At 64.6% G+C, this 20399-nt stretch carries 22 protein-coding genes and 1 tRNA gene; 18 read left to right on the top strand and 5 right to left on the bottom strand.

The window, feature by feature from the left end:
• Positions 1 to 55 precede the first annotated feature (55 nt).
• Positions 56 to 1393: a divalent metal cation transporter gene (locus tag AAA989_RS16060; protein ID WP_338245344.1), complete on the bottom strand. Its 1338-nt coding sequence runs from the start codon at positions 1391 to 1393 to the stop codon at positions 56 to 58.
• A gap of 198 nt (positions 1394 to 1591) precedes the next feature.
• Here AAA989_RS16060 and AAA989_RS16055 point away from each other — a divergent pair, with 198 nt between their 5' ends.
• The 8 genes from AAA989_RS16055 (at position 1592) to AAA989_RS16020 (ending at position 9179) form a co-directional block, all read left to right on the top strand.
• Entirely contained in the window at positions 1592 to 2983 is a 1392-nt protein-coding gene (locus AAA989_RS16055; protein ID WP_338245342.1) for a DEAD/DEAH box helicase, read from the top strand.
• 79 nt (positions 2984 to 3062) lie between these two features.
• Positions 3063 to 4079, top strand: a complete 1017-nt coding sequence (locus AAA989_RS16050) for a hypothetical protein (RefSeq protein ID WP_338245339.1) — start codon at positions 3063 to 3065, stop codon at positions 4077 to 4079.
• 91 nt (positions 4080 to 4170) lie between these two features.
• On the top strand, positions 4171 to 5520 hold the full coding sequence (gorA, locus tag AAA989_RS16045; RefSeq protein WP_338245338.1) for a glutathione-disulfide reductase: 1350 nt from the start codon (positions 4171 to 4173) through the stop codon (positions 5518 to 5520).
• A 62-nt stretch (positions 5521 to 5582) separates the two neighbouring features.
• Positions 5583 to 7115 (top strand): acyl-CoA carboxylase subunit beta, encoded by a 1533-nt coding sequence (locus AAA989_RS16040; protein ID WP_338245337.1) that lies wholly within the window; start codon positions 5583 to 5585, stop codon positions 7113 to 7115.
• Between the two features lie 83 nt (positions 7116 to 7198).
• Complete coding sequence (locus AAA989_RS16035; protein ID WP_338245335.1) at positions 7199 to 7522, top strand: hypothetical protein; 324 nt, start codon at positions 7199 to 7201, stop codon at positions 7520 to 7522.
• 59 nt (positions 7523 to 7581) lie between these two features.
• Positions 7582 to 8028, top strand: coding sequence for a DUF488 domain-containing protein (locus AAA989_RS16030; protein ID WP_338245334.1), 447 nt, complete (start codon positions 7582 to 7584; stop codon positions 8026 to 8028).
• 32 nt (positions 8029 to 8060) lie between these two features.
• Positions 8061 to 8606 (top strand): DUF421 domain-containing protein, encoded by a 546-nt coding sequence (locus AAA989_RS16025; protein ID WP_338245332.1) that lies wholly within the window; start codon positions 8061 to 8063, stop codon positions 8604 to 8606.
• 36 nt (positions 8607 to 8642) lie between these two features.
• Complete coding sequence (locus AAA989_RS16020; protein WP_338245330.1) at positions 8643 to 9179, top strand: DUF421 domain-containing protein; 537 nt, start codon at positions 8643 to 8645, stop codon at positions 9177 to 9179.
• Here AAA989_RS16020 and aroB read toward each other — a convergent pair.
• Positions 9176 to 10285: a 3-dehydroquinate synthase gene (gene aroB, locus AAA989_RS16015; RefSeq protein ID WP_338245328.1), complete on the bottom strand. Its 1110-nt coding sequence runs from the start codon at positions 10283 to 10285 to the stop codon at positions 9176 to 9178. The genes AAA989_RS16020 and aroB overlap by 4 nt on opposite strands.
• Positions 10276 to 10851 carry a shikimate kinase gene (locus AAA989_RS16010; RefSeq protein ID WP_338245326.1) on the bottom strand — a complete coding sequence of 192 codons (576 nt, stop codon included), beginning with the start codon at positions 10849 to 10851 and terminating at the stop codon, positions 10276 to 10278. Before AAA989_RS16010 ends, aroB begins: the two co-directional genes overlap by 10 nt.
• Positions 10852 to 10947: 96 nt before the next feature.
• Here AAA989_RS16010 and AAA989_RS16005 point away from each other — a divergent pair, with 96 nt between their 5' ends.
• The 5 genes from AAA989_RS16005 to AAA989_RS15985 all read left to right on the top strand — a co-directional run bounded on the left by AAA989_RS16005 (position 10948) and on the right by AAA989_RS15985 (position 16354).
• Positions 10948 to 11073, top strand: a complete 126-nt coding sequence (locus tag AAA989_RS16005) for a hypothetical protein (RefSeq protein WP_338245323.1) — start codon at positions 10948 to 10950, stop codon at positions 11071 to 11073.
• Positions 11070 to 12914 (top strand): hypothetical protein, encoded by a 1845-nt coding sequence (locus AAA989_RS16000; RefSeq protein WP_338245321.1) that lies wholly within the window; start codon positions 11070 to 11072, stop codon positions 12912 to 12914. The genes AAA989_RS16005 and AAA989_RS16000 overlap by 4 nt, the downstream gene beginning before the upstream one ends.
• A 4-nt stretch (positions 12915 to 12918) precedes the next feature.
• Complete coding sequence (locus AAA989_RS15995) at positions 12919 to 13797, top strand: tyrosine recombinase (RefSeq protein ID WP_338245319.1); 879 nt, start codon at positions 12919 to 12921, stop codon at positions 13795 to 13797.
• A 10-nt stretch (positions 13798 to 13807) separates the two neighbouring features.
• A complete protein-coding gene (locus tag AAA989_RS15990) occupies positions 13808 to 14767 on the top strand; it encodes an acetyl-CoA carboxylase carboxyltransferase subunit alpha (RefSeq protein WP_338245317.1) in 960 nt (319 codons plus the stop codon).
• Positions 14768 to 14908: 141 nt separating this feature from the next.
• The gene (locus tag AAA989_RS15985) at positions 14909 to 16354 is read left to right on the top strand and encodes a M48 family metalloprotease (protein ID WP_338245315.1); all 1446 of its coding nucleotides are present in this window, start codon (positions 14909 to 14911) and stop codon (positions 16352 to 16354) included.
• A 112-nt stretch (positions 16355 to 16466) separates the two neighbouring features.
• On the opposite strand, the gene AAA989_RS15980 is transcribed toward AAA989_RS15985, so the two are convergent.
• Together AAA989_RS15980 and AAA989_RS15975 are read right to left on the bottom strand one after the other, a co-directional pair.
• Positions 16467 to 16634 (bottom strand): Flp family type IVb pilin, encoded by a 168-nt coding sequence (locus AAA989_RS15980; protein ID WP_338245313.1) that lies wholly within the window; start codon positions 16632 to 16634, stop codon positions 16467 to 16469.
• Positions 16635 to 16738: 104 nt separating this feature from the next.
• Positions 16739 to 16924: a Flp family type IVb pilin gene (locus AAA989_RS15975; RefSeq protein ID WP_338245311.1), complete on the bottom strand. Its 186-nt coding sequence runs from the start codon at positions 16922 to 16924 to the stop codon at positions 16739 to 16741.
• A gap of 79 nt (positions 16925 to 17003) precedes the next feature.
• Between AAA989_RS15975 and AAA989_RS15970 the strand changes: the two genes are divergently transcribed.
• The 5 genes from AAA989_RS15970 to folE all read left to right on the top strand — a co-directional run bounded on the left by AAA989_RS15970 (position 17004) and on the right by folE (position 20358).
• Positions 17004 to 17405, top strand: a complete 402-nt coding sequence (locus tag AAA989_RS15970; protein ID WP_338245309.1) for a (deoxy)nucleoside triphosphate pyrophosphohydrolase — start codon at positions 17004 to 17006, stop codon at positions 17403 to 17405.
• Between the two features lie 46 nt (positions 17406 to 17451).
• A tRNA-Arg gene (locus AAA989_RS15965) sits at positions 17452 to 17528 on the top strand.
• A 174-nt stretch (positions 17529 to 17702) separates the two neighbouring features.
• Entirely contained in the window at positions 17703 to 18188 is a 486-nt protein-coding gene (locus tag AAA989_RS15960) for a hemerythrin domain-containing protein (RefSeq protein WP_338245307.1), read from the top strand.
• A gap of 24 nt (positions 18189 to 18212) precedes the next feature.
• Positions 18213 to 19757 carry a phospholipase D-like domain-containing protein gene (locus AAA989_RS15955; RefSeq protein WP_338245305.1) on the top strand — a complete coding sequence of 515 codons (1545 nt, stop codon included), beginning with the start codon at positions 18213 to 18215 and terminating at the stop codon, positions 19755 to 19757.
• Entirely contained in the window at positions 19750 to 20358 is a 609-nt protein-coding gene (folE, locus tag AAA989_RS15950; protein ID WP_338245304.1) for a GTP cyclohydrolase I FolE, read from the top strand. Before AAA989_RS15955 ends, folE begins: the two co-directional genes overlap by 8 nt.
• The last annotated feature ends 41 nt before the right edge of the window (positions 20359 to 20399 follow it).

The raw sequence follows: 20399 nt of genomic DNA, 5'->3' as shown, positions 1-20399 counted from the left end.
GGAAGCGATTTCCCGGCCCTTTTTCCATGGGCGCCGAACGTGGTTCCGTGTCCGATCAGCCAAAGCTGAAGGCGAAATACATCACCGCCAGTGCTGCCATCACCACGATGGCGGTCACGCACAGGGCTTTCATCGCCGCGCTCGGTCTCGCTTCGTCGGGCATGTCGCAGCGGGTTACCACCAGCAGGTTCAGAAGCGCGATCATCGGGGCGACGACGAAGGTGGCCGACGTCACGAAGTCGAGAAATACCGTGAACTCGCGCATCAGAGTGAACAGCGCAACCACGGCCAGGCCGACCAGCACGATGCAGGACCACAGGTAGGCCGCGCTCGTCGTGGTCTCGTCCTCGCGCCCTTGCCATACGGCAATCGCGATCGGCAGGGTGCGGCAGTATCCGTCCACCGCGGCGATCACCGTGGTCAGCATCACCGATAGCGCGGCAATCGCGGCCAGCGCGGCGGCACCGTCGCCCAGCGCCTCGCGATAGAGGTTCACCAGCTGCGCGGCGAAGCCGGGCGCGTCGCTGACGGGTGCGATATCCTGCGCGTGCATCACGCCTGCACCCATGATGCAGAAGCACACCGCCATGAAAGCGGTCATGATGTAGGGCCAGCGAAAGCTCCTGCGCGCGTATTCGATGCTTGGTCGCGCATCTGGCGGCAGTGTGTGGTCCGCCTCCACCTTCCATGCCGACACGATCACGGACACGTCCATCGGGTTCGGCATGAACCCCGCCAGCGCGACGATGAACAGCAGCGCCGTGGTCTCCTGCGTCCACGCGATATCGGTCAGCGTGCCCCACTCCACGAACGGCAGCACCATTGCCGTGGTGATGAGGGTGGAGGCGACGAGAAAGGCCAGCATGAAAGCGTTCACCCGGTCGAGCAGGCGATATCCGCCCAGCAGCAGCAGCGCCGATGCCAGAACCAGCACGACCGTGGCGAGCAGGGGGATGGGCAGGATGGAGCCGAACACCGCCGAAATGATCCCCGCCGTGGCCGCCGCCAGCGCTGCCCAGACGATCGGCACCAGCGGGATCACGGTGACCAGGAACAGCGCCAGCGCCCACAGGCCAAGCTCGCGATAGCCGGTGAGCAGGGACCGCCCACGCGCGTGGCTGAAATCTATGCCGAAGCGGAAGGCCGGGTATTTCAGCAGGTTGGCGAGCAGGATTACCCCGATCAGCGCCGCGCCGAACATTGCTCCTGCACGGGTCGACTGGACGAGATGCGAGGTTCCGATGGCGGCGCCCGTAAACAGCAGGCCCGGCCCGGCCATGCGGCGAAAGATGCTGTTCCCCAACCTGTGCCCCCGCTCCCAGAAAGGGGCACAGGATTGCGCTCCGTCCATCACACTGGCAAGTGAAATGATCGTGCGCGGCCGCGTAATCATTGACATTCCGCCCGCATTGCACCACATGCCGGCCATCGAAGCGCGCGCCAGCGTGAAGCGGCGGACCAGAAAATCCCGCCCCGGCAGCCCTTCGGTCACTTTTCCAGAGACTTCCCTTTTCACGCGGGTCGTTTTGACACCCGCGCCGCGCGAGCTGTTGCTCTGCGCGCCGCATATATTGCGAGTTTAACACACGACATGACAATTCAGTTTTCCGATCTCGGACTTTCACAGCCCGTGATGCAGGCCCTCGACATGCAGGGCTACAAGGTGCCGACCCCCATCCAGGCGCAGGCCATCCCGGCCGTGCTGGAAGGGCGCGACCTGCTGGGCATCGCCCAGACCGGCACCGGCAAGACCGCGGCCTTCATGCTGCCCAGCATCGACAACCTGCGGGCAGCCGACAACAACATCCCCTTCAAGTCCTGCCGCATGCTGGTGCTGGCGCCCACGCGCGAGCTGGCCGGCCAGATCGCCCAGAGCGCCAAGGACTACGGCGCGCTTGCGGGCCTGAAGGTTCATTCCATCGTCGGCGGTACGTCGGTGAACAAGGATCGCAACAAGCTGCACCGCGGCTGCGACATCCTGGTGGCGACGCCGGGCCGCCTGCTCGACCTGGTAGACCAGAAGGCCTTCAACCTTTCCGGCCTGGAAATCCTGGTGCTGGACGAGGCCGACCAGATGCTTGACCTGGGCTTCATCCATGCCCTGCGCCGCATCCGCGAGCTTGCTCCGGCCGATCGCCAGACGCTGTTCTTCAGCGCGACGATGCCCAAGCAGATCAAGGAACTGGTATCGGGCTATTGCACCAATCCGGTGCAGGTGTCGGTCACGCCGGCAGCCACCACGGCAGAGCGCATCGACCAGTACCTGTTCATGGTCCAGCAGGACGAAAAGCAGGCGCTGCTCGAGCTCATCCTGCAGGAAAAGCACGAGATCCCCGGCAAGCTGGAACGCGTTCTCATCTTCACCCGCACCAAGCACGGCGCGGACCGGGTGGTTAAGCGGCTGTCGCAGGTGGGCATCCCCGCCAATGCGATCCACGGCAACAAGAGCCAGCCGCAGCGCGAGCGCGCTCTCAGCGAGTTCAAGAATGCCAAGACCCCGGTGCTGGTTGCTACCGACGTTGCCGCGCGCGGCATCGACATTCCGGGTGTCAGCCACGTCATCAACTACGAACTGCCCAACGTGCCCGAGCAGTACGTCCACCGTATCGGCCGCACCGCGCGTGCGGGTGCCGACGGCGTGGCGATTGCCTTTTGCGCCGAGGACGAGCGTGCCTACCTGAAGGACATCAACAAGCAGACCGATGCCTCCTTCGAGCGCCTGCCCCTGCCGGACAATTTCCGCGCCGTGGTGGAAGGTGTCGGGCCGACCAAGCCTGCGCCCAAGCAGCAGCGTCAGCGCGTCAATCCCAAGCCGCGCGGTGCATCTGCCGACAGGCGCACCGACAAGCCGCGGAGCAACCGCGGGGGTTCCGGTCGCCGTCATGGCGGGCCGAAGCAGGGCGGCAACCGTCAGGGCGGAAAGGGCCAGGGCGGCGGACGTTCCGGTCGCGGCCAGCGCGGCGGCGGTCGTTCGCAGGGCTAAAGCCCAAGGATAGCCTAATCTTAACCACGCGCGCTCTAGGACAGTCCTGTTCCAGGGCGCGCGAAGGATTGGGTTACCGATGATCAGGACGAAGACCGCAATTGTTGTAGGGGCGGGAGCCGCGGTCGAGATCGAACTTCCCGGCCATGAAGAGCTTCTGAAGAGGATCGCCCAGGGCTTTGATTTCCAGCGCCTTGGTTCCGATCTGGAAACCGCTGAAATGCGGGACTTCGACACCCTCTTCGGCAAGCTGAAGGGGGAGGGCGATGCCCTTCGCGAAGCGGCCCTGCGCATTCGCGCCGGCGCCCGCATGGCCAGCACGATCCACGCCCTCTTGCAGCAGCATGGCAGCGACAAGCACGTGCTGGCGGCCGGCAAGCTGGCCATCGCCTATTACACCCTGCAGGCCGAACGCCAGTCTGCCATGACGGCGGAACCGCGCGATCCGGGCGACATGCCGTTTCGCGGAACCGAGAACTGGCTGTTCCAGCTGGGCTACATGGTGGTGAACGGCGTTCCCCGCGCGAAGGCGGAGCATTGCTTCGACAACCTGCATATCGTCGATTTCAACACGGGGCGGGCCATCCGGCACTTCATGCCCTGGGTGCTGCACTCCGGTTTCGGCATGCCGGTGACGGAGGCGCAGGCGCTGTGCTCCGAACGCCTTAAGATCGTGCATCCCTACGGCCGCGCGGGTCGCCTCGATTGGGAAAGCGGCAACGAGGCGAAGGCGCAGTGGGGCGCCGAGGACAACAAGACCCTGTTCAACGTGGCGGAGGGAATCCGCACCGCATCGGAATTCATCGACGACCGCAACGCGAAGACCATGATGGCGGGGGGCCTCACCAATGCCAGGCGCCTCGTATTCGTCGGCTTCGACTTCAATTCGCTCGATACCTCGCTGCTGTTCCAGGAACGCCTGACTCACGGGCCGGAGACGCTGGTCTCGGTGTCGGAAGGCGAGCGCGGGCGGGTGGATACCATCCGCCGCGTGCTGAAAGCCCACGGCGGCATCGGGCCGGAGGCTCTGGTGGCGCTGCACACCGGACCCAGCTGGCAGATGCTGAGCGACAACGGGCTTTCCATCGAGAGTTAATCCCCGCGGGAAATTTGAAACCCTTGCTTGCTGCCGGGCGTATGGCCATGAACCACCGCGTCTTAGCACCAGCAGGAGGGACTCCGCGCCCATGTCCGAATACGATTACGACCTTTTCACCATCGGCGCGGGCTCCGGCGGCGTGCGCGCCAGCCGGGTTTCGGCTGGCCACGGCGCAAAGGTCGCCATCGCGGAGGAACACCGCGTCGGGGGCACGTGCGTCATCCGCGGATGCGTGCCGAAGAAGATGCTCGTCTATGGCGCGCACTTTGCCGAGGATCTGGAGGACTGCCAGAAATTCGGGTGGGAGATCGAGGGCAAGACCTTCAACTGGCACAAGCTTCGCGACAACGTGCTGGCGGATGTGACGCGGCTGGAAGGGGCCTACACCGATACGCTGGAAAGCCATGACGTCGAGATTTTCAAGGAACGCGCCCGGCTGACGGGGCCGCATGAAGTCACCCTGGAGGGTGGTCGCACCGTCACGGCAAAGCACATCCTGATCGCCACCGGCGCGCATCCGCGCATGCCCGAATGCCAGGGGGCAGAGCATGCCATCAGTTCGAACGAGGCGTTTCACCTCGACGAGATTCCCAAGCGGATCATCATCGCGGGCGGCGGCTATATCGCCAACGAGTTCGCCGGGATATTCAACGAGTTCGGCAGCCAGGTGACGCTGGTGAACCGCGGCGACCGGCTGCTGCGCAGCTATGACGAGGCGGTGCGGGACAGGCTGCTGCAGATCTCGATGACGAAGGGTATCCAGTTCCGCTTCAACACCATCTTCGAACACATCAAGCCGTGCGAGGACGGCGGCTATTTCGTGAAGCTTTCCGACAGCGAGGAAGAGCATGCCGACTGCGTGATGTTCGCGACCGGGCGCATTCCCAACACCAAGGGGCTGGGCCTCGAGGACGTGGGCGTGGAGCTGGGGGAAAGCGGCGAAATCGTGGTCGACCGGTTCAGCAAGACCAGCGTCGACCACATCTACGCCGTGGGCGATGTTACCGACCGTGTGCAGCTGACGCCCGTGGCGATCCGCGAGGGCCAGGCCTTTGCCGATACGGTTTTCGGCGGGCAAGGACCCGTGGCGGTGGATCATTCCTGCGTTCCCAGCGCCGTGTTCAGCCACCCGCCCATCGCCGCCGTCGGCATGACGGAGGGCGAGGCCAAGAACAAGCTGGGCTCGGTCAAGGTCTACCAGTCCGATTTCCGTCCGATGAAGAACGTGCTGGCGGGGCGCAACGAGCGGTCGCTGTTCAAGATGATCTGCGACGACAGCAATGGCCGCATCGTGGGCATCCACATGATCGCGCCGGATGCGCCGGAGATGATGCAGGCCGCCGCCATCGCGGTGAAGGCGGGACTGACCAAGGCCGATTTCGACGCCACCGTGGCGATCCACCCCACGATGGCGGAGGAACTTGTGCTGATGCGGTAGGCTCGCATTTGACCGAAACCGTTTCCCGTGCAACGGCTTTTCCCAATTGAAGGAGAGCCGATTTGTCCGCCAATATTGCCGAGATGGAACGTCGCCGCGAAGCCGCCCGCATGGGGGGCGGCCAGAAGCGCATCGATGCGCAGCACGCCAAGGGCAAGCTGACCGCGCGCGAACGTCTCGATGTTCTGCTCGACGAGGGATCGTTCGAGGAGATGGACACCTACGTCGAGCACGACTGCGTCGATTTCGGCATGCAGGACCAGAAGATCCCCGGCGATGGCGTGGTGACCGGCAGCGGCACCATCAACGGGCGGCTGGTCTATGTCTTCTCGCAGGATTTCACCGTTTTCGGCGGCAGCCTGTCCAAGCGACATGCGGAAAAGATCTGCAAGGTCATGGATACCGCCATGAAGGTCGGCGCGCCCGTCATCGGCCTCAACGACAGCGGCGGCGCGCGCATCCAGGAAGGGGTCGCCAGCCTTGGCGGCTATGCCGAGGTGTTCCAGCGCAACGTGCTGGCCTCGGGCGTCATTCCGCAGCTCAGCCTCATCATGGGGCCGTGCGCGGGCGGGGCGGTCTATTCGCCGGCCATGACCGACTTCATCTTCATGGTGAAGGACAGCTCCTACATGTTCGTGACCGGGCCCGAAGTGGTGAAGACCGTCACCAACGAGGAAGTGACGCAGGAGGACCTGGGCGGCGCGGTGGTGCACACCACCAAGACCTCGGTCGCCGACCTCGCGCTGGAGAACGATATCGAGGCGCTGCTGGCCGCGCGCGAACTGATCGGCTTTGTGCCGGAAAGCAACCGCGATCCGCTGCCGGAACTGCCGACCGAAGATCCCTTCGACCGGCGCGAGGACAGCCTCGACACGCTGATCCCGGCCAGCTCCAACATGCCCTACGACATGCACGAGCTGATCGGCAAAGTGGTGGACGACGGAAATTTCTTCGAAATCCAGCCGAAGCACGGCGCCAACATCATCACCGGCTTCGGCCGGATTGAGGGCAGGCCGGTCGGCTTCGTCGCCAACCAGCCGATGGTGCTGGCTGGCGTTCTCGACATCGACGCCAGCCGCAAGGCTGCGCGCTTCGTGCGCTTCTGCGATGCCTTCTCCATACCGATCGTGACCTTCGTCGACGTGCCCGGCTTCCTTCCCGGCACCGGGCAGGAGCACAACGGCATCATCAAGCACGGCGCGAAACTGCTGTTCGCCTATGCCGAGGCGACCGTGCCCAAGATCACCGTGATTACCCGCAAGGCCTATGGCGGGGCGTATGACGTGATGGCGTCAAAGCATCTGCGCGGAGACTTGAACTACGCCTGGCCCACCGCCGAGATCGCCGTGATGGGCGCGAAAGGCGCAGTCGAGATCATCTTCCGCCAGGACCGCGACAACCCGGACAAGATCGCCGAGAAGACCAAGGAATACGAAGACCGCTTCGCCAACCCCTTCGTGGCCGCGAGCCGCGGCTACATCGACGAGGTGATCTATCCGCATTCCACCCGCCGCCGCATCGCGCTGGGACTGCGCAAGCTGAGGGGCAAGCACCTCGAGAACCCGTGGAAGAAGCACGATAATCTGCCGTTGTAACCGCGCGCGTCCGGTGGCAGGTATCGCGGCGGAGGTCTGCCTGCGGGCGTAAGGTTGCGGCAGACGGATACGGGAGAGATTCAATGCGCAAGACCCTGATTTCACTGGCCCTCGGTTCGCTTTCCGCCACCGCGATGCTGCCTGCCGCGATTTCCGCGCAGGAGACGTCGGCGGAGACCGATGCGGTCTATTCGGTCGAGACGACCAAGGTCGGCGTGCTGCTCGACGATCCGGAGGCAGCGGCAATTCTCCAGCGGCTGATCCCCACGGTCTATGCCAACGACCTGTTCCAGACGATGGGTCGCGAGCAGACGCTCAGGGCAATCCAGCAGTACGAGCCTGCCGCGCTGAACGACGAGAAACTCGCGGAAATTCAGGCCGCTTTCGACGAACTCGCGGCCGGCTGACGGCTGCGCGGTGCCGGGCCCCTTGCGGCCCGGCGTTTCCGCAAGCTGGAGCCGCACGAATGACCAAGCTCCTCACCATCGGCTACGCCCACGCAACGCAGGACGCGCTGATCGCCGCGCTGCGCGAGGCGAAGGTCGAGCTTCTTGCCGATATCCGCGCGCTGCCGCTCTCGCGCCGCGCGGGCTTTTCCAAGAACTCGCTCAAGGCGGCGGTGGAGGAGGCGGGGATGGTGTACCGCCACTTCAAGCACCTGGGCACGCCAAAGGAAGGCCGCGATGCAGCACGCAAGGGCGACTACGCCACGCTGCGCCGCGTCTACGAAGGCCAGATCGAACTGCCCGAGGCGCTGGCGCAGATGGCGGAGTTGCAGGCGCTCGCTCACGAGAGGCGCACCTGCCTGCTGTGCTATTGCGAAGAGGCGGAGAAATGCCACCGCTCGCTGCTGATCGAACATGCCTTCGCCGATCGCGAAATCGTCCACCTCCATCCGGAAATGCCGGCCTAGGACCGACACGCCGCCTCGTGCGTAGGTAGGGCATGTGGTTCGATACATGGTCCGACTTGTGGCGTGTGCTGATCATCACAATTGCCATCTACGCCGTACTGATCCTGATCCTGCGCGGGGTGGGCAAACGCTCGCTCGCCAAGCTCAACATCTTCGACCTGGTGGTGACGGTGGCGCTTGGTTCTACCCTGGCGACGATCATGCTGAGCAAGGATGTGTCCTTCGCGGAAGGCACGCTAGCTTTCGTCGTCTTGTGCGGCCTGCAATGGATTGTCGCGTGGATGAGCCTGCGGGCGAAATGGTTCAAGCGGCTGATCCGCTCCGAACCGCGCCTGCTGTTCAGCGACGGCAAGTTTCTCGACCGGGCCATGCGCGAGGAGCGGATCCTGCGGCAGGAGGTCCACTCCGAAATCCGCAAGCGCGGTTTCGGCGACGTCGAGGACATCGCCTCCGTCATTCTGGAAACGGACGGCACGTTCAGCGTGATCGCCAGGAATCAGGCGGGCAACAGGAGCGCCATGGAAAGCGTGCACCGCGATCCGGCGGACCCGGCCGAGAACGTCAAGCCCGCACGCTAGGCGGACCCCTATCCGCCTCCGGCGCGTTGAGGGCACATGTGGTTCGACAACTGGTCCGATATTGGCGTCATCGCGCTGACGACTCTCGTCATATATGCCGCGCTGATCGCGATCCTGCAGTTTGCAGGCAAGCGCTCGATCGCCAAGCTGAATATCTTCGACCTCGTGGTGACGGTGGCGCTGGGCTCGATTCTCGCCTCCGTCATGCTGACGAGCAGCCTGTCCGTCGCCGACGGCCTCACGGCCTTCGTGGTGCTCGCCTTCCTGCAGTGGACGGTGTCCTTCCTCTCGGTCCGGCTGGGATGGTTCAAGCAGGTTCTCCGCTCTGATTCGCGCATGCTCCTGAAGGATGGGGAATTCCTCGAAGACGAGATGAAGGCCGAGCGCGTGACGCGTGGCGAGATCGAGGCTGCAATCCGCGGCAAGGGTCATGGCAAGATCGAGAACATCGCCGCCGTGGTGCTGGAAACCGATGGCAGCTTCAGCGTGATCGAGGGTCCGCCCGCCAGCCAGTACAGCGCGCTGAAAAGGCTGCTGCGCGGCTCCGACAAGTCAGAAACCGCACCCGACTAGTGAACCCTTAGCTGTTCCTCGAGGAAGCTGGCGACGTCCGCCATTTCCACGCTCTTGTCCACGAAGGCTTCTCCGATGCCGCGCAGCAGGATGAAGGGCAGGGTGCCTGCGTCCATCTTCTTGTCGTGCAGCATGTGCGCGGCCAGATCCTCGCCGCTGCAATCGAGACCTAGCGCGGCGATCTCGCTGCGCAGACCGGCCTTGTCGATCGCAGCCGTCACGCGCACGGCATCGTCCATGGAAATATAGTCCCGCCGCGCCGAATAGCGCGCGGCCAGCACCATGCCGAGCGCCACCGCCTCGCCATGCAGCAGCGCATCGGAAAAGCCTGTCTCGGCCTCCAGTGCGTGACCGAAGGTATGGCCCAGGTTCAGCAGGGCACGCGTGCCGGTCGTCTCGCGTTCGTCCTGCGCCACGATCCGCGCCTTGGCCTTTACACTTTGGGTGACGGCATATTGCAGCGCTTCGGGATCGCGCACGGTGACTTGCGCCCCGTGCTTCTCGCACCAGGCAAAGAACTCCGCATCGCCAAGGATGCCGTACTTGATCACCTCGGCATAGCCTGCGCCCATCTCGCGCGGGGGAAGGGTTTCCAGCGTGGCGGTATCGGCCAGCACCAGAGCGGGCTGGTGAAAGGCGCCGACAAGGTTCTTGCCCGCCCGCGTGTTGATCGCCGTCTTGCCGCCCACGCTGCTGTCGACCTGCGCCAGCAGGGTAGTGGGCACCTGCACGAAGCCGCATCCGCGTTTGAGCACGGCAGCGGCAAAGCCCGTCAGGTCGCCCACCACACCGCCGCCCAGGGCGATGATGTGGTCTCCGCGCTCCACGCCGCGTTCCAGCAGCCAGTCGACCAGCTTTTCCAGCACGCCCCAGCTCTTCGCGCCTTCGCCCGGTTCGGCAATGAACCAGTCCACGCCGACATTCGCCCGGGACAGCGCGGCTTCCAGCCTTGCTCCGTGGTGTTCGTGCGAGTTGCGGTCCGCCACTGCGGCCACGCGGTCCTTCCGCACGAAATCGGACATCAGGGGGCCTGCATCATCCAGCAGGCCGTGCCCTACGTGCACGTCGTAACCGCGACCGGCCAGTTCCACACGGATCACAGCCATGCGTCGAGTTCCTCCAGAATACGCGCGACGGCAGCCGAGTGCGGACCGGCATCGCTCTGCACGTGGATCGGCGCCTGCGAATAGGCGCCTTCGCGTTCCGCCTTCATGCGCGCCACGATCTCTCGCGTGTCGCCGTCGCGCAGCAGCGGACGGCGGTCGTTGCGGCTCACCCGCTCCACCAGCGTTTCCACGTCGCTGTCCAGCCAGATGGCGATGCCGCGTTCCAGGATCAGTTCGCGCGTCTCGTCCTGCACGAAGGCCCCGCCGCCCGTCGCGAGCACGCAGTCGCAGCCCTTTTCCTCCAGAAGCCGGGCGATCACCCGGCGTTCACCGTCGCGGAAATAGCCTTCGCCGAAAAGGTCGAAGATTTCCGGGATCGTCATGTTGGCCGCTTCGCAGATTTCCTCGTCGGCATCGACGAAGTCCATGCCCAGCGTCGCCGCAAGCTTGCGGCCCACGGTGGACTTTCCCACGCCCATCATGCCGACAAGCACGATCGGCCGGGAAATCCGGCCACGGATGGCGCGGATCGTCGCATCGTCGGGCAGGGGTTTGGCAATGGTCATTGCCGCAAGGCCTATAGATGGGCTAGTCGCGCTGGCAAGCATGAGCCGCTTTGCGGCACCCAGGGAAAGCTATTTGCAGAAGTGTCGAAACGGCGAATGACTATGGTGGTTTTGGTGGTGCTGGTCCTGTCCATCGTGCTGGGCGTGGCCTGGTACGATGGCGGGCGGCAGGAAGAGCGACTGATCGTGGAACCCGTGGCCTTGCCGGAAAGCGCGTCGTGAAGCGCGCCGTTCTGTTCGCCGCCACCGCCGGACTGGCGCTGACCTCCTCGCTGGCGCTGGCGGGCGGGCCCGAGGATCTGCTGCCCGATATCTTCCGCGATCCGCCGCCGCAGCAGCCTTCTCCGACGCCGACGCCGACGGCAGACCGTCCCGCACCGTCTTCGCAGCCTGCCGGGCCGTCCTCGTCCGGCAGCGGTGAAGTGGTGCAGCCGCTGCCCGACAGCGGATCGTCAGGGTCCGCCGGTCGGCTGACCCTGCCTGCCGACTTCCCCTCGCTGGCCGAGCTGGAGCAGATGGATCCCGACGAGATCAACGAGGTGCTGGGCCTGCGACCCAAGTTCGATATCCCCGCGGCCGCGCGCCGCGCGGTGGAGCGGGTGGGCATCATCGCCAACGTCGAAGGCGGCTTTCCCAGCGGTTCGCTGCGCAACCAGCCCGGCGCACTGGTAGGCGCAGCGCTTCAGGCCAGCAACGGGCCGGTCGTCTCGCGCTGGGGCCATATCCTGCTTCGCCGCGCGCTCGCCAGCCGGCTCTACGCGCCCGAGGGCATGAACCCGGTCGCCTTCGCCGCGCTGCGGGCACAGGCGTTGACCGACATGGGCGAGGGCGCCGTCGCCCGCGCCCTGGTGCAGGACGTCGACGGATCGGAATACAACCGGGCGCTCACCGATGCGGCGTTCGATGCCTACGTCTCCACCGGCGACATCCTTGGCATGTGCCCCGTCGCCCGCCTCCACGGCGACCTGCGCGACGATGGCGAGTGGGAACTGCTGCAGGCGATCTGCTCTGCCTATCTCGGCGAAGCGCGCAGCGCCGACCGCCGCCTCCAACGCGCCTACGGCACCGGCGTGGCAGAGGAAATCGACGTTCGCCTGGCGCAGCGTTATGCGGGGGCGGCCGGTGAAGGCAGCCGCGCCGTGAACATCGAATGGGGCAATGTGGAAACCCTCACGCCGTGGCGCTTTGCCCTGGCCCGCGCCGTGGGCGAGGACCTGCCCGAAGAGCTCGCCAGCGACCTCGATACCGGATACGCCATTTCCGACGTGCTGATCCCCGCCACGCCCTTGCTGCGCCGGGTCGAGGAATCGCAGACCGCTGCCGAGCGCGGCGTGATCTCGTCGGCGGCCATCGTGGACCTCTATTCGCAGCTGTGGGCCAGCGACCGCTACGATGCCGCGGAGAAGAATCTCGCCGCCCAGCTGCGTGAAGCCTACGTCGCCGAAACCCCGCAGGAGCGCCTTGCCGCCATGCGCGGCCTGTGGGGAGAGCAGCGCGACTACGGACGCATGGTTCTCACCGCCTATTCCGCCGCGCGCCTGCCGGTCAGCGAAGACTTCGCCGACGATGCAGCGACGCTGATCGCCTCCATGCTCACGGCCGGGCTGGATCGCAACGCCCTGCGCTGGGCCGACGTCGTGTCAGACGGGAGCGAGGCATGGGCCCTGCTGGCGCTGGCGCGACCTGACGCGTCCGACACCGTCGACAGCGGATCGGTGGACAGCTTCATCGACGAGTTCGACGCATCGCGGCCGCGCAAGGCCGGGTTCCTGGTTGCCGGGCTTGCCGGGCTGGGTCGCCTCGACAGCGACGATGTCGAGGATTTCTCCGACCGGCTGGGTCTGAACTTCACCCGCCGCAGCGCCTGGAGCGAGAAGATCGAGCGGGCCGGTCAGCTGCGCAATGCCACCCTCGTGGCGATCCTTGCCGGGGTTGGCATGCAGGGCGACAGCTGGGAGCGGATGACGCCGCGCCATCTGTTCCACATCGTGCGCGCGCTGAATGCCGCGGGCCTTTCCGCCGAAGCCCGGATGATCGCCGCGGAGGCGGTCGCACGCGGATAGCGGCGTGGGCAGTTCCATCGACAGTTTCCTGGCGATGCTCGCCGCAGAGCGCGGGGCCGCGGCGAACACGCTGGCGGCCTATCGCCGCGATCTCGAGGCGAGCGAGGACGTCGTCGGCGATCTCGCCACGGTGGCGCGTGCAGACCTTGCGCGGCTGACCCGTGCCTGGGCCGACCTGGCACCCGCCACGGTTGCCCGGAAAGTGTCTGCCCTGCGCCAGTTCTTCGGCTTCTGCCTCGACGAGGGGCTGCGCGAGGACGATCCCTCGACGGCGCTGCCGCGCCCGCAAAGCCGCCGTCCCTTACCCAAGGTGCTGAACCACGCGGAGATAGAAAGTCTCTTTTCGCAGGCCGAGAACGAGGCGGCGAGTGATCGACCCGCGGCCGTCAGGATGCTGGCGCTGATCGAACTGCTCTACGGATCAGGATTGCGCGCCAGCGAACTTGTCGCCCTGCCGGTGGCCTCCGTGCCGCGCGATGCCCCGTTCCTGACGATAACCGGCAAGGGCGGGCAGCAGCGCATGGTGCCGGTGTCCGGCCGCGCTCAACGGGCCATTGCCCGCTGGATGAAACTGCGGCCCGAGGGTTCACCTTTCCTCTTCCCTTCGCGCAAGGCGCATCTCACCCGCATCCGGCTTTACCAGATGGTGAAGGAACTGGCGGCGCGTTCCGATATCGATCCCGCCAAGGTTTCCCCGCACGTGCTGCGCCATGCCTTTGCCACCCACCTGCTCGAAGGCGGGGCGGACCTGCGCGTGCTGCAGACCCTGCTGGGCCACGCCGATATCGCCACCACCCAGATCTATACCCATGTCGATTCCGCCCGACTGGTTGCACTGGTGAATGAACGGCATCCTCTTGCAGGAGGGGGCGGGGCGCGGTAGCGGCTTTGCCATGATTTCTTATCTGGAATTCGAGAAGCCGGTCGCCGAGCTAGAAGCCCGTATCGCGGAACTGCGCAAGGCCGCAGGTGACGACGGTGACGTCGACATTTCGAACGAGCTGCAACGGCTCGAGCTCAAGAGCGCGCAGCTTCTCGAGAATACATACCGCGACCTGTCGCCCTGGCAGAAGACGCAGGTTGCCCGGCATCCCTCGCGCCCACATTTCGAGGACTTCGTGAAGCTGGGCTTCACCGACTTCGTGCCGATGGGCGGCGATCGTGCCTTTGGCGACGACCAGGCGATCATGGGCGGCCTTGCGCGGCTCGACGGGCGCAAGGTGGTGCTCATCGGTCACGAGAAGGGCAAGGATACGGAAAGCCGCATCCGCCACAATTTCGGCATGGGCAAGCCCGAGGGCTATCGCAAGGCGATCCGCCTGATGGAACTGGCCGACAGGTTCGGCCTTCCGGTGGTGACGCTGGTCGACACGTCGGGTGCGTTCCCCGGTATCGAGGCCGAGGAACGCGGCCAGGCCGAAGCCATTGCCCGTTCGACGGAGGCCTGCCTCGCACTCGGCGTGCCGCTGGTGGCCGCCATCGTGGGAGAGGGCGGATCGGGCGGCGCGGTCGCGCTGGCCAGCGCGGAACGGGTGCTGATGTTCGAACACGCGGTCTACTCGGTTATCTCGCCTGAAGGCTGCGCTTCGATTCTCTGGCGGACGGCGGAAAAGGCCCCGCAGGCGGCCGAGGCGATGAAGATTACCGCACAGGACCTGGAAAAGCTTGGCGTGATCGATCGCATCGTTCCCGAACCCGTTGGCGGGGCACAGCGCGATCCCGAAGCAGCGGTGAAATCGCTGATGAAGGCCATCGGGGAAGAGCTGGACGCGCTTGCCGTTGTCGATCGCGACGCGTTGCGGCGGCAGCGAGAGGACCGGTTCCTGGCTATCGGGCGCAGCCTCTCCCGCTAGGTCGAAGCTGCCCGGAACAGCGTTATTCGGGAACATAGATCAACGAATTCTGTTTTCTTCGGCAACGAACGGATCGCCAGATTGCATCCGTTGCAAGTCCTGCAGGAGGCCAGAATGCCGCTGAAGAAATCCCGTAAATTTATGTCCATGGCGCTAGCCGGCGCCGCTTCGCTGGCGCTGGGTGCCTGTGCCAGCATCCCCGGCGCAAATGTCGCTCCGGGTTCGCCGATCACGGCGGAAGAGGCGCAGCTGGGGGCCGAGAACCATGAGGCCTTCGTCGCGGAATTCGGCGGCGCGATGACGGGGCCTTATGCCCGCTATGTCGACCAGGTCGGTTCGAACATCGCCGTCCAGTCGGGCCTCGCCACCCGGCCCGACGCCTTCGAGGTCACCCTCCTCAATTCCAGCGTGAACAACGCCTTCGCGGTGCCCGGCGGCTATGTCTACGCCACGCGCCAGCTGGTGAACCTGATGAACAACGAGGCGGAACTCGCCGCCGTGCTGGGCCACGAGGTCGGCCACGTCGCGGCGCGCCACTCCGCCCGTCGCCAGCAGACTGCGCAGCGCAACCAGCTGCTGGGCCTGCTGGGAGCGGTGATCGGTGGCGCGGTGCTGGGCAGTTCCGACCTTGCCAACCTCAGCCTGCAGGGATCCCAGCTCGCCACGCTCAGCTATTCGCGCAGCCAGGAGCTGGAGGCCGACCAGCTCGGCATCCAGTACCTGAACCGCGCGGGTTACGATCCCAATGCCATGGCGACGCTGCTGGCCAGCCTGGCGGCGCAGAACCAGCTCGACGCGCAGTTGCAGGGCCGCGAAGATGCCACGATTCCCGAATGGGCTTCGACCCACCCCGATCCCGCCAGCCGTGTGCAGAACGCGCGCCAGCTTGCCGGCGGTGCGACAGGGGTGGTCAACCGCGATACCTTCCTGAGCCGCATCGACGGCATGATCTACGGTGACGATCCGGAACAGGGCATCATCGAAGGGCGGCAGTTCATCCACCCGGTGCTGCGATTCACGTTCACCGCGCCTCAGGGCTTCTACATGGTCAACGGCACGCGCGCCGTCACCATCAACGGCGATCAGGGTCGCGCCCAGCTTACGGTCGGGCCCTACAACAACGACCTGAATGCCTATGTCCGCAACGTCTTCACGGCGCTTGGCGGGCAGCAGCAGCAGGTGACCCCGTCCAGTATCGAGCGCACGACGGTGAACGGTCTTCCGGCCGCCTACGGCACCGCGCGGGTGAACAATGGCCAGCAGCAGGTGGACGTGACCGTGTTCGCCTACGAGTTTTCGAATGACACGGCCTATCACTTCGCCGCAATCACACCGGCGGGACAGGCAGGAACGTTCAACTCGCTGTATCAGTCCATGCGTCGCATCAGCGCGAGCGAGGCCGGCGATGTCACGCCGCGCCGGGTCGACATCGTCACGGCCGGTCGCGGGGATACGGTCCGCACGCTGGCCAACCGCATGGCCTACACCGATGGACAGGAGGCCCGCTTCCGGGTGTTGAACGGCCTCTCGGCCAATGAACAGCTGGTGCCGGGCCAGCAGTACAAGATCGTCATCCGTTCGAACTGACCGGGTTTGAAAATCGGGCCGGCAGCTTCAAGCTGTCGGCCCCGATATCGCCCAGGCAAACAAAAAGGGGCGGCAGGTTTCCCTGCCGCCCCTCATGTTCGTGGCTAACGACTTACGCGTTGTCGAGCGTGGTCGAAACTTCCGTGAACGTGGAGTCCAGCGAGTTGCCGAGGCTCTGCATCGCGGTGATGGCGGCGACGGCGATCAGGGCAGCGATCAGGCCATATTCGATGGCGGTGGCGCCCTGTTCGTCACGGATCATGTTCTTGAAGAAGGTCATTTGTAGTCTCCTGGTTTCAGTCTTCGGTACCCGGCTCAACCGGATGTCTCCGAGCGAGCAATTTTGGTTTTTACGTACGAGTTATTGAAAAAGTCCTAACCGTCTCAGCCATTGTTTGCGTCCTTGACCTGCTGCTCGACAGTGCCCCACATCGTGATGGTGGAGTTGGCGAAGCCCTGCATGGCCGAGATCATCGCGATGACGATGAGAGAGACGATCAGTCCATATTCGATAGCCGTCGCACCGCGGGTATCGCGAAGAAGGCGTTTTAGGAATTGGTTCGCAAACAACGCTGGTCCCCTAGATGAAGTACGACAGCGTGGGATTTTGCAGGAATGATTTAACAATTCCTTTCGGGGGCGGAGCAGAGTGAAAAAAATTCCGACATGGATGCTGGTCGTCGCGGTGGCTCTTTTCGATTCGAAAGGACGGGTGCTTCTGCAACAGCGGCTGCCGGGAAAGCGGCACGCGGGGGCCTGGGAATTTCCCGGCGGGAAGGTGGAAAGCGGCGAATCTCCTAGGGCGGCGCTGGTTCGCGAAATTTCGGAGGAGCTGGGTCTTTCGCTCGAATGCAACCTGCTTGAACCGTTCCATTTTTCGGAAGAGGAGGGCGATCCGGCGATTGTCCTGAATCTTTACACTTCGCGAGAAGCGGTAGCGCCACCACAGGGTCTGGACGGACAGGCCTGGGGCTGGTTCACGCTGGAGGAAGCCGCCGATCTTCCGCTGGCCCCGATGGACCGAAAACTATTGGCTAACCTTGCCCGATAGGGCTTGCCAAGCTGCCGAGGCCCCCCTATGTGCCCGCCTCTCAAGCGCGCCAGTAGCTCAGCTGGATAGAGTACCTGACTACGAATCAGGCGGTCGGAGGTTCGAATCCTTCCTGGCGCGCCAAAAAAGGCCATCCCTGCAAGGGGGTGGCCTTTTTTGGTTCTGCCCAGGGCAGATTGGATCTTCGGGATCGGGGCGAGCTTTCTCATACCTGCTTTGGCCTCGCCTTTGCTGCGTTGCGGAACCGCTCTCCGGCTCACCTGTTCATCTGGCAAAGCCCGTTTGCAGGAGCACCCAATGTCCGAAGATATCTTTGCCCGCTTGAAGGAAGACCATGAATCCCACCGCGCGATCTTGGATCGCATGGCGGAGACCCACGGCGAGAGCGATGAGCGCAAGCAGCTGCTCGAGCAGTTCACCAAGGAAGTGAAGAGCCACGCCGCCGCCGAGGAGCAGGCCCTCTATTCCACCATGCTGCGCAAGCCGGAAACTACCGACATGACGCGCCATTCGGTGGCGGAGCACCACGAGCTCAACGAACTTCTCAACGATCTCGCGGCTCAGGACATGTCATCGTCGGCATGGATGGCGACGTTCAAGAAGCTGGACCACGACTATCGCCATCACATCGGCGAGGAGGAAGAAGACCACTTCCCCGAGTTCGAGCCTCACCTTACCGAGGAGGATCGCGAACACATGCGCGCCGTCTTCGATCGCCGCAAGGAAGAGGAAAAGGAAGAGGCCGAAGTCACGCCGGAAAGAATGGAAGATGCCAAGGAATAGCCGGCAACCGCCGCGGAGGGGTATTTGGACAGAGTTGAAGATCAGGTCGAGGATTTCGAAGATGCCTCGATCGAAACCGGCGTCTGGCGCTATGCCAGGGCGCGCCGCGTGCGCGTGGTTATCGACGGGGCCGATTATTTCGACCTGATCCAGCAGGCCATGCTGAAGGCCCGCCAGCGGATCCTGCTGATCGGCTGGGATTTCGACACGCGGATCCACCTCAAGCGCGGCAGGCGCTGGTGGCAGAAGGGCTGGAGGAGCGAATATCCTTCACGCCTGGGCAGCTTTATCGTCTGGCTAAATAACCACCGGCCAGACCTGGAAATCCGCATCCTCAAGTGGAGCTACGGCGTCCTGAAGTTCCTCGGCCGCGGGGCCATGGCTCTGGACCTGCTGCGCTGGTGGCCGCACCGGCGGATCGATTTCAAGTTCGATACCGCGCACCCAGTGGGCTGCTCGCATCACCAGAAGCTGGTCATCATCGACGACGATTTCGCTGTCTGCGGCGGGATCGACATGACGACGCGCAGGTGGGACACCCGCGAGCATCTGGAACATCATCCGAACCGCATGCGGCCCGACAACGAGCCCTACGGTCCGTGGCACGACCTGACCATGATGATGGAGGGCGACGTTGCCGCCGAGCTGGAACGGCTTGGCCGGGCACGGTGGGTGCGGGCGGGAGGAAAGCCGCTGTCGAAGCCGGAGAAGGATCCCGGCAGCGCCTGGCCCGACAACCTCGTGCCGCACTTCGAGGATGTCGAGGTCGGCATCGCGCGCACGCGTGCCGCCTACGACAATGACCGCAAGGTCGACGAGGTGGAGGAGCTCTATCTAAAGCAGATCGCGGAAGCCAAGCACTTCATCTACGCGGAGAATCAGTACTTCACCTCCCGCACGATCTGCGAGGCCATCGCCAAGCGGCTGCAGGAGCCGGACCCGCCCGAAATCGTGATCGTCATGCCGCGCACCGGGGATGGCTGGGCTGAAGCGGCGGCGATGGATCCCGCGCGCGACGAACTGGTGGAAGTGCTGCAGGAACTGGATTCGCACGACCGGTTTCATCTCTACGTGCCCTACAGCGGCACGACGCCGATCTACGTGCATGCAAAGCTGATGATCGTCGACGACCGCATATTGCGGATCGGTTCTGCCAACCTGAACAACCGGTCGATGGGGCTCGACAGCGAGTGCGACGTCTTCATCGACTGCGCGCGTCCCGGCAACGAAAAGGCCGAGCCGGTGATACGTCGCCTGCGCGAATCGCTGCTGGCGGAACACCTCGGCATCTACGAGCAGGACGTTCCGCTGCGGATCGAGAAACACGGCTCGATCGCCGGGATGATCGCCTTCACCGGCGATCGCAACCGGCGCTATCTCAAGCCGCACCATCCGGGCCGCCACGACGATCTTTCGCGCGAGCTTGCCGTGCGGCAGACGCTGGATCCGGAGGAGCCCGAGGAACTGTTCGACTTCGATTCGTCCAGGCGTGGCCTTTTCCGTCCGGGCAGCCTATTGGCGAGGGCGCGTAGCAGACTGAAGAGAAAGCGCGACAAGACGAATGAGTAGCCTTGTAGGTCCAGACGAGGACGATCCCACCGGCAAGCCCCCCGTTCCCGAACATGTGCAGGATGCCGTCCGCACTCTCATCAAGTGGGCGGGAGACGATCCGACACGCGAGGGCCTGCTCGACACGCCGGCGCGCGTGGCCCGGGCGTGGAAGGAATATTGCCTGGGATACGACGAAGACCCGGCGCAGCACCTTTCCCGCGTGTTCGAGGAAGTGGGCGGTTACGACGAGATCGTGCTCCTGAAGGACATCCCCTTCCAGAGCCACTGCGAACACCACATGGCCCCCATCATCGGCAAGGCGGCAATCGCCTACCTGCCGACGGACCGGGTCGTGGGCATTTCCAAGCTCGCCCGCGTCCTCCACGGCTTTGCGCGCCGCCTGCAGGTGCAGGAACGGCTCACGGCCGAGGTGGCGCAGTGCATTCAGGATCACCTCAACCCCCGCGGTGTAGCGGTGGTGATCGAGGCCAGCCACGCCTGCATGACAGCGCGCGGCGTGCGCACGCCGGGTGTCACCATGGTCACCAGCCAGGTGATGGGCACCTTCCGCAAGGATTCGAAGAGCCGCGAGGAAGTGCTCAAGCTGATGGGCTACTGAGCCGCGTCAGGGCGGCGCCCGAATTACGAATTGAAAGGAAT

Source organism: Aurantiacibacter hainanensis (assembly GCF_036321025.1).
Taxonomy (GTDB): domain Bacteria; phylum Pseudomonadota; class Alphaproteobacteria; order Sphingomonadales; family Sphingomonadaceae; genus Alteraurantiacibacter; species Alteraurantiacibacter hainanensis.
This window is presented reverse-complemented; position numbering and strand designations above follow the sequence as displayed.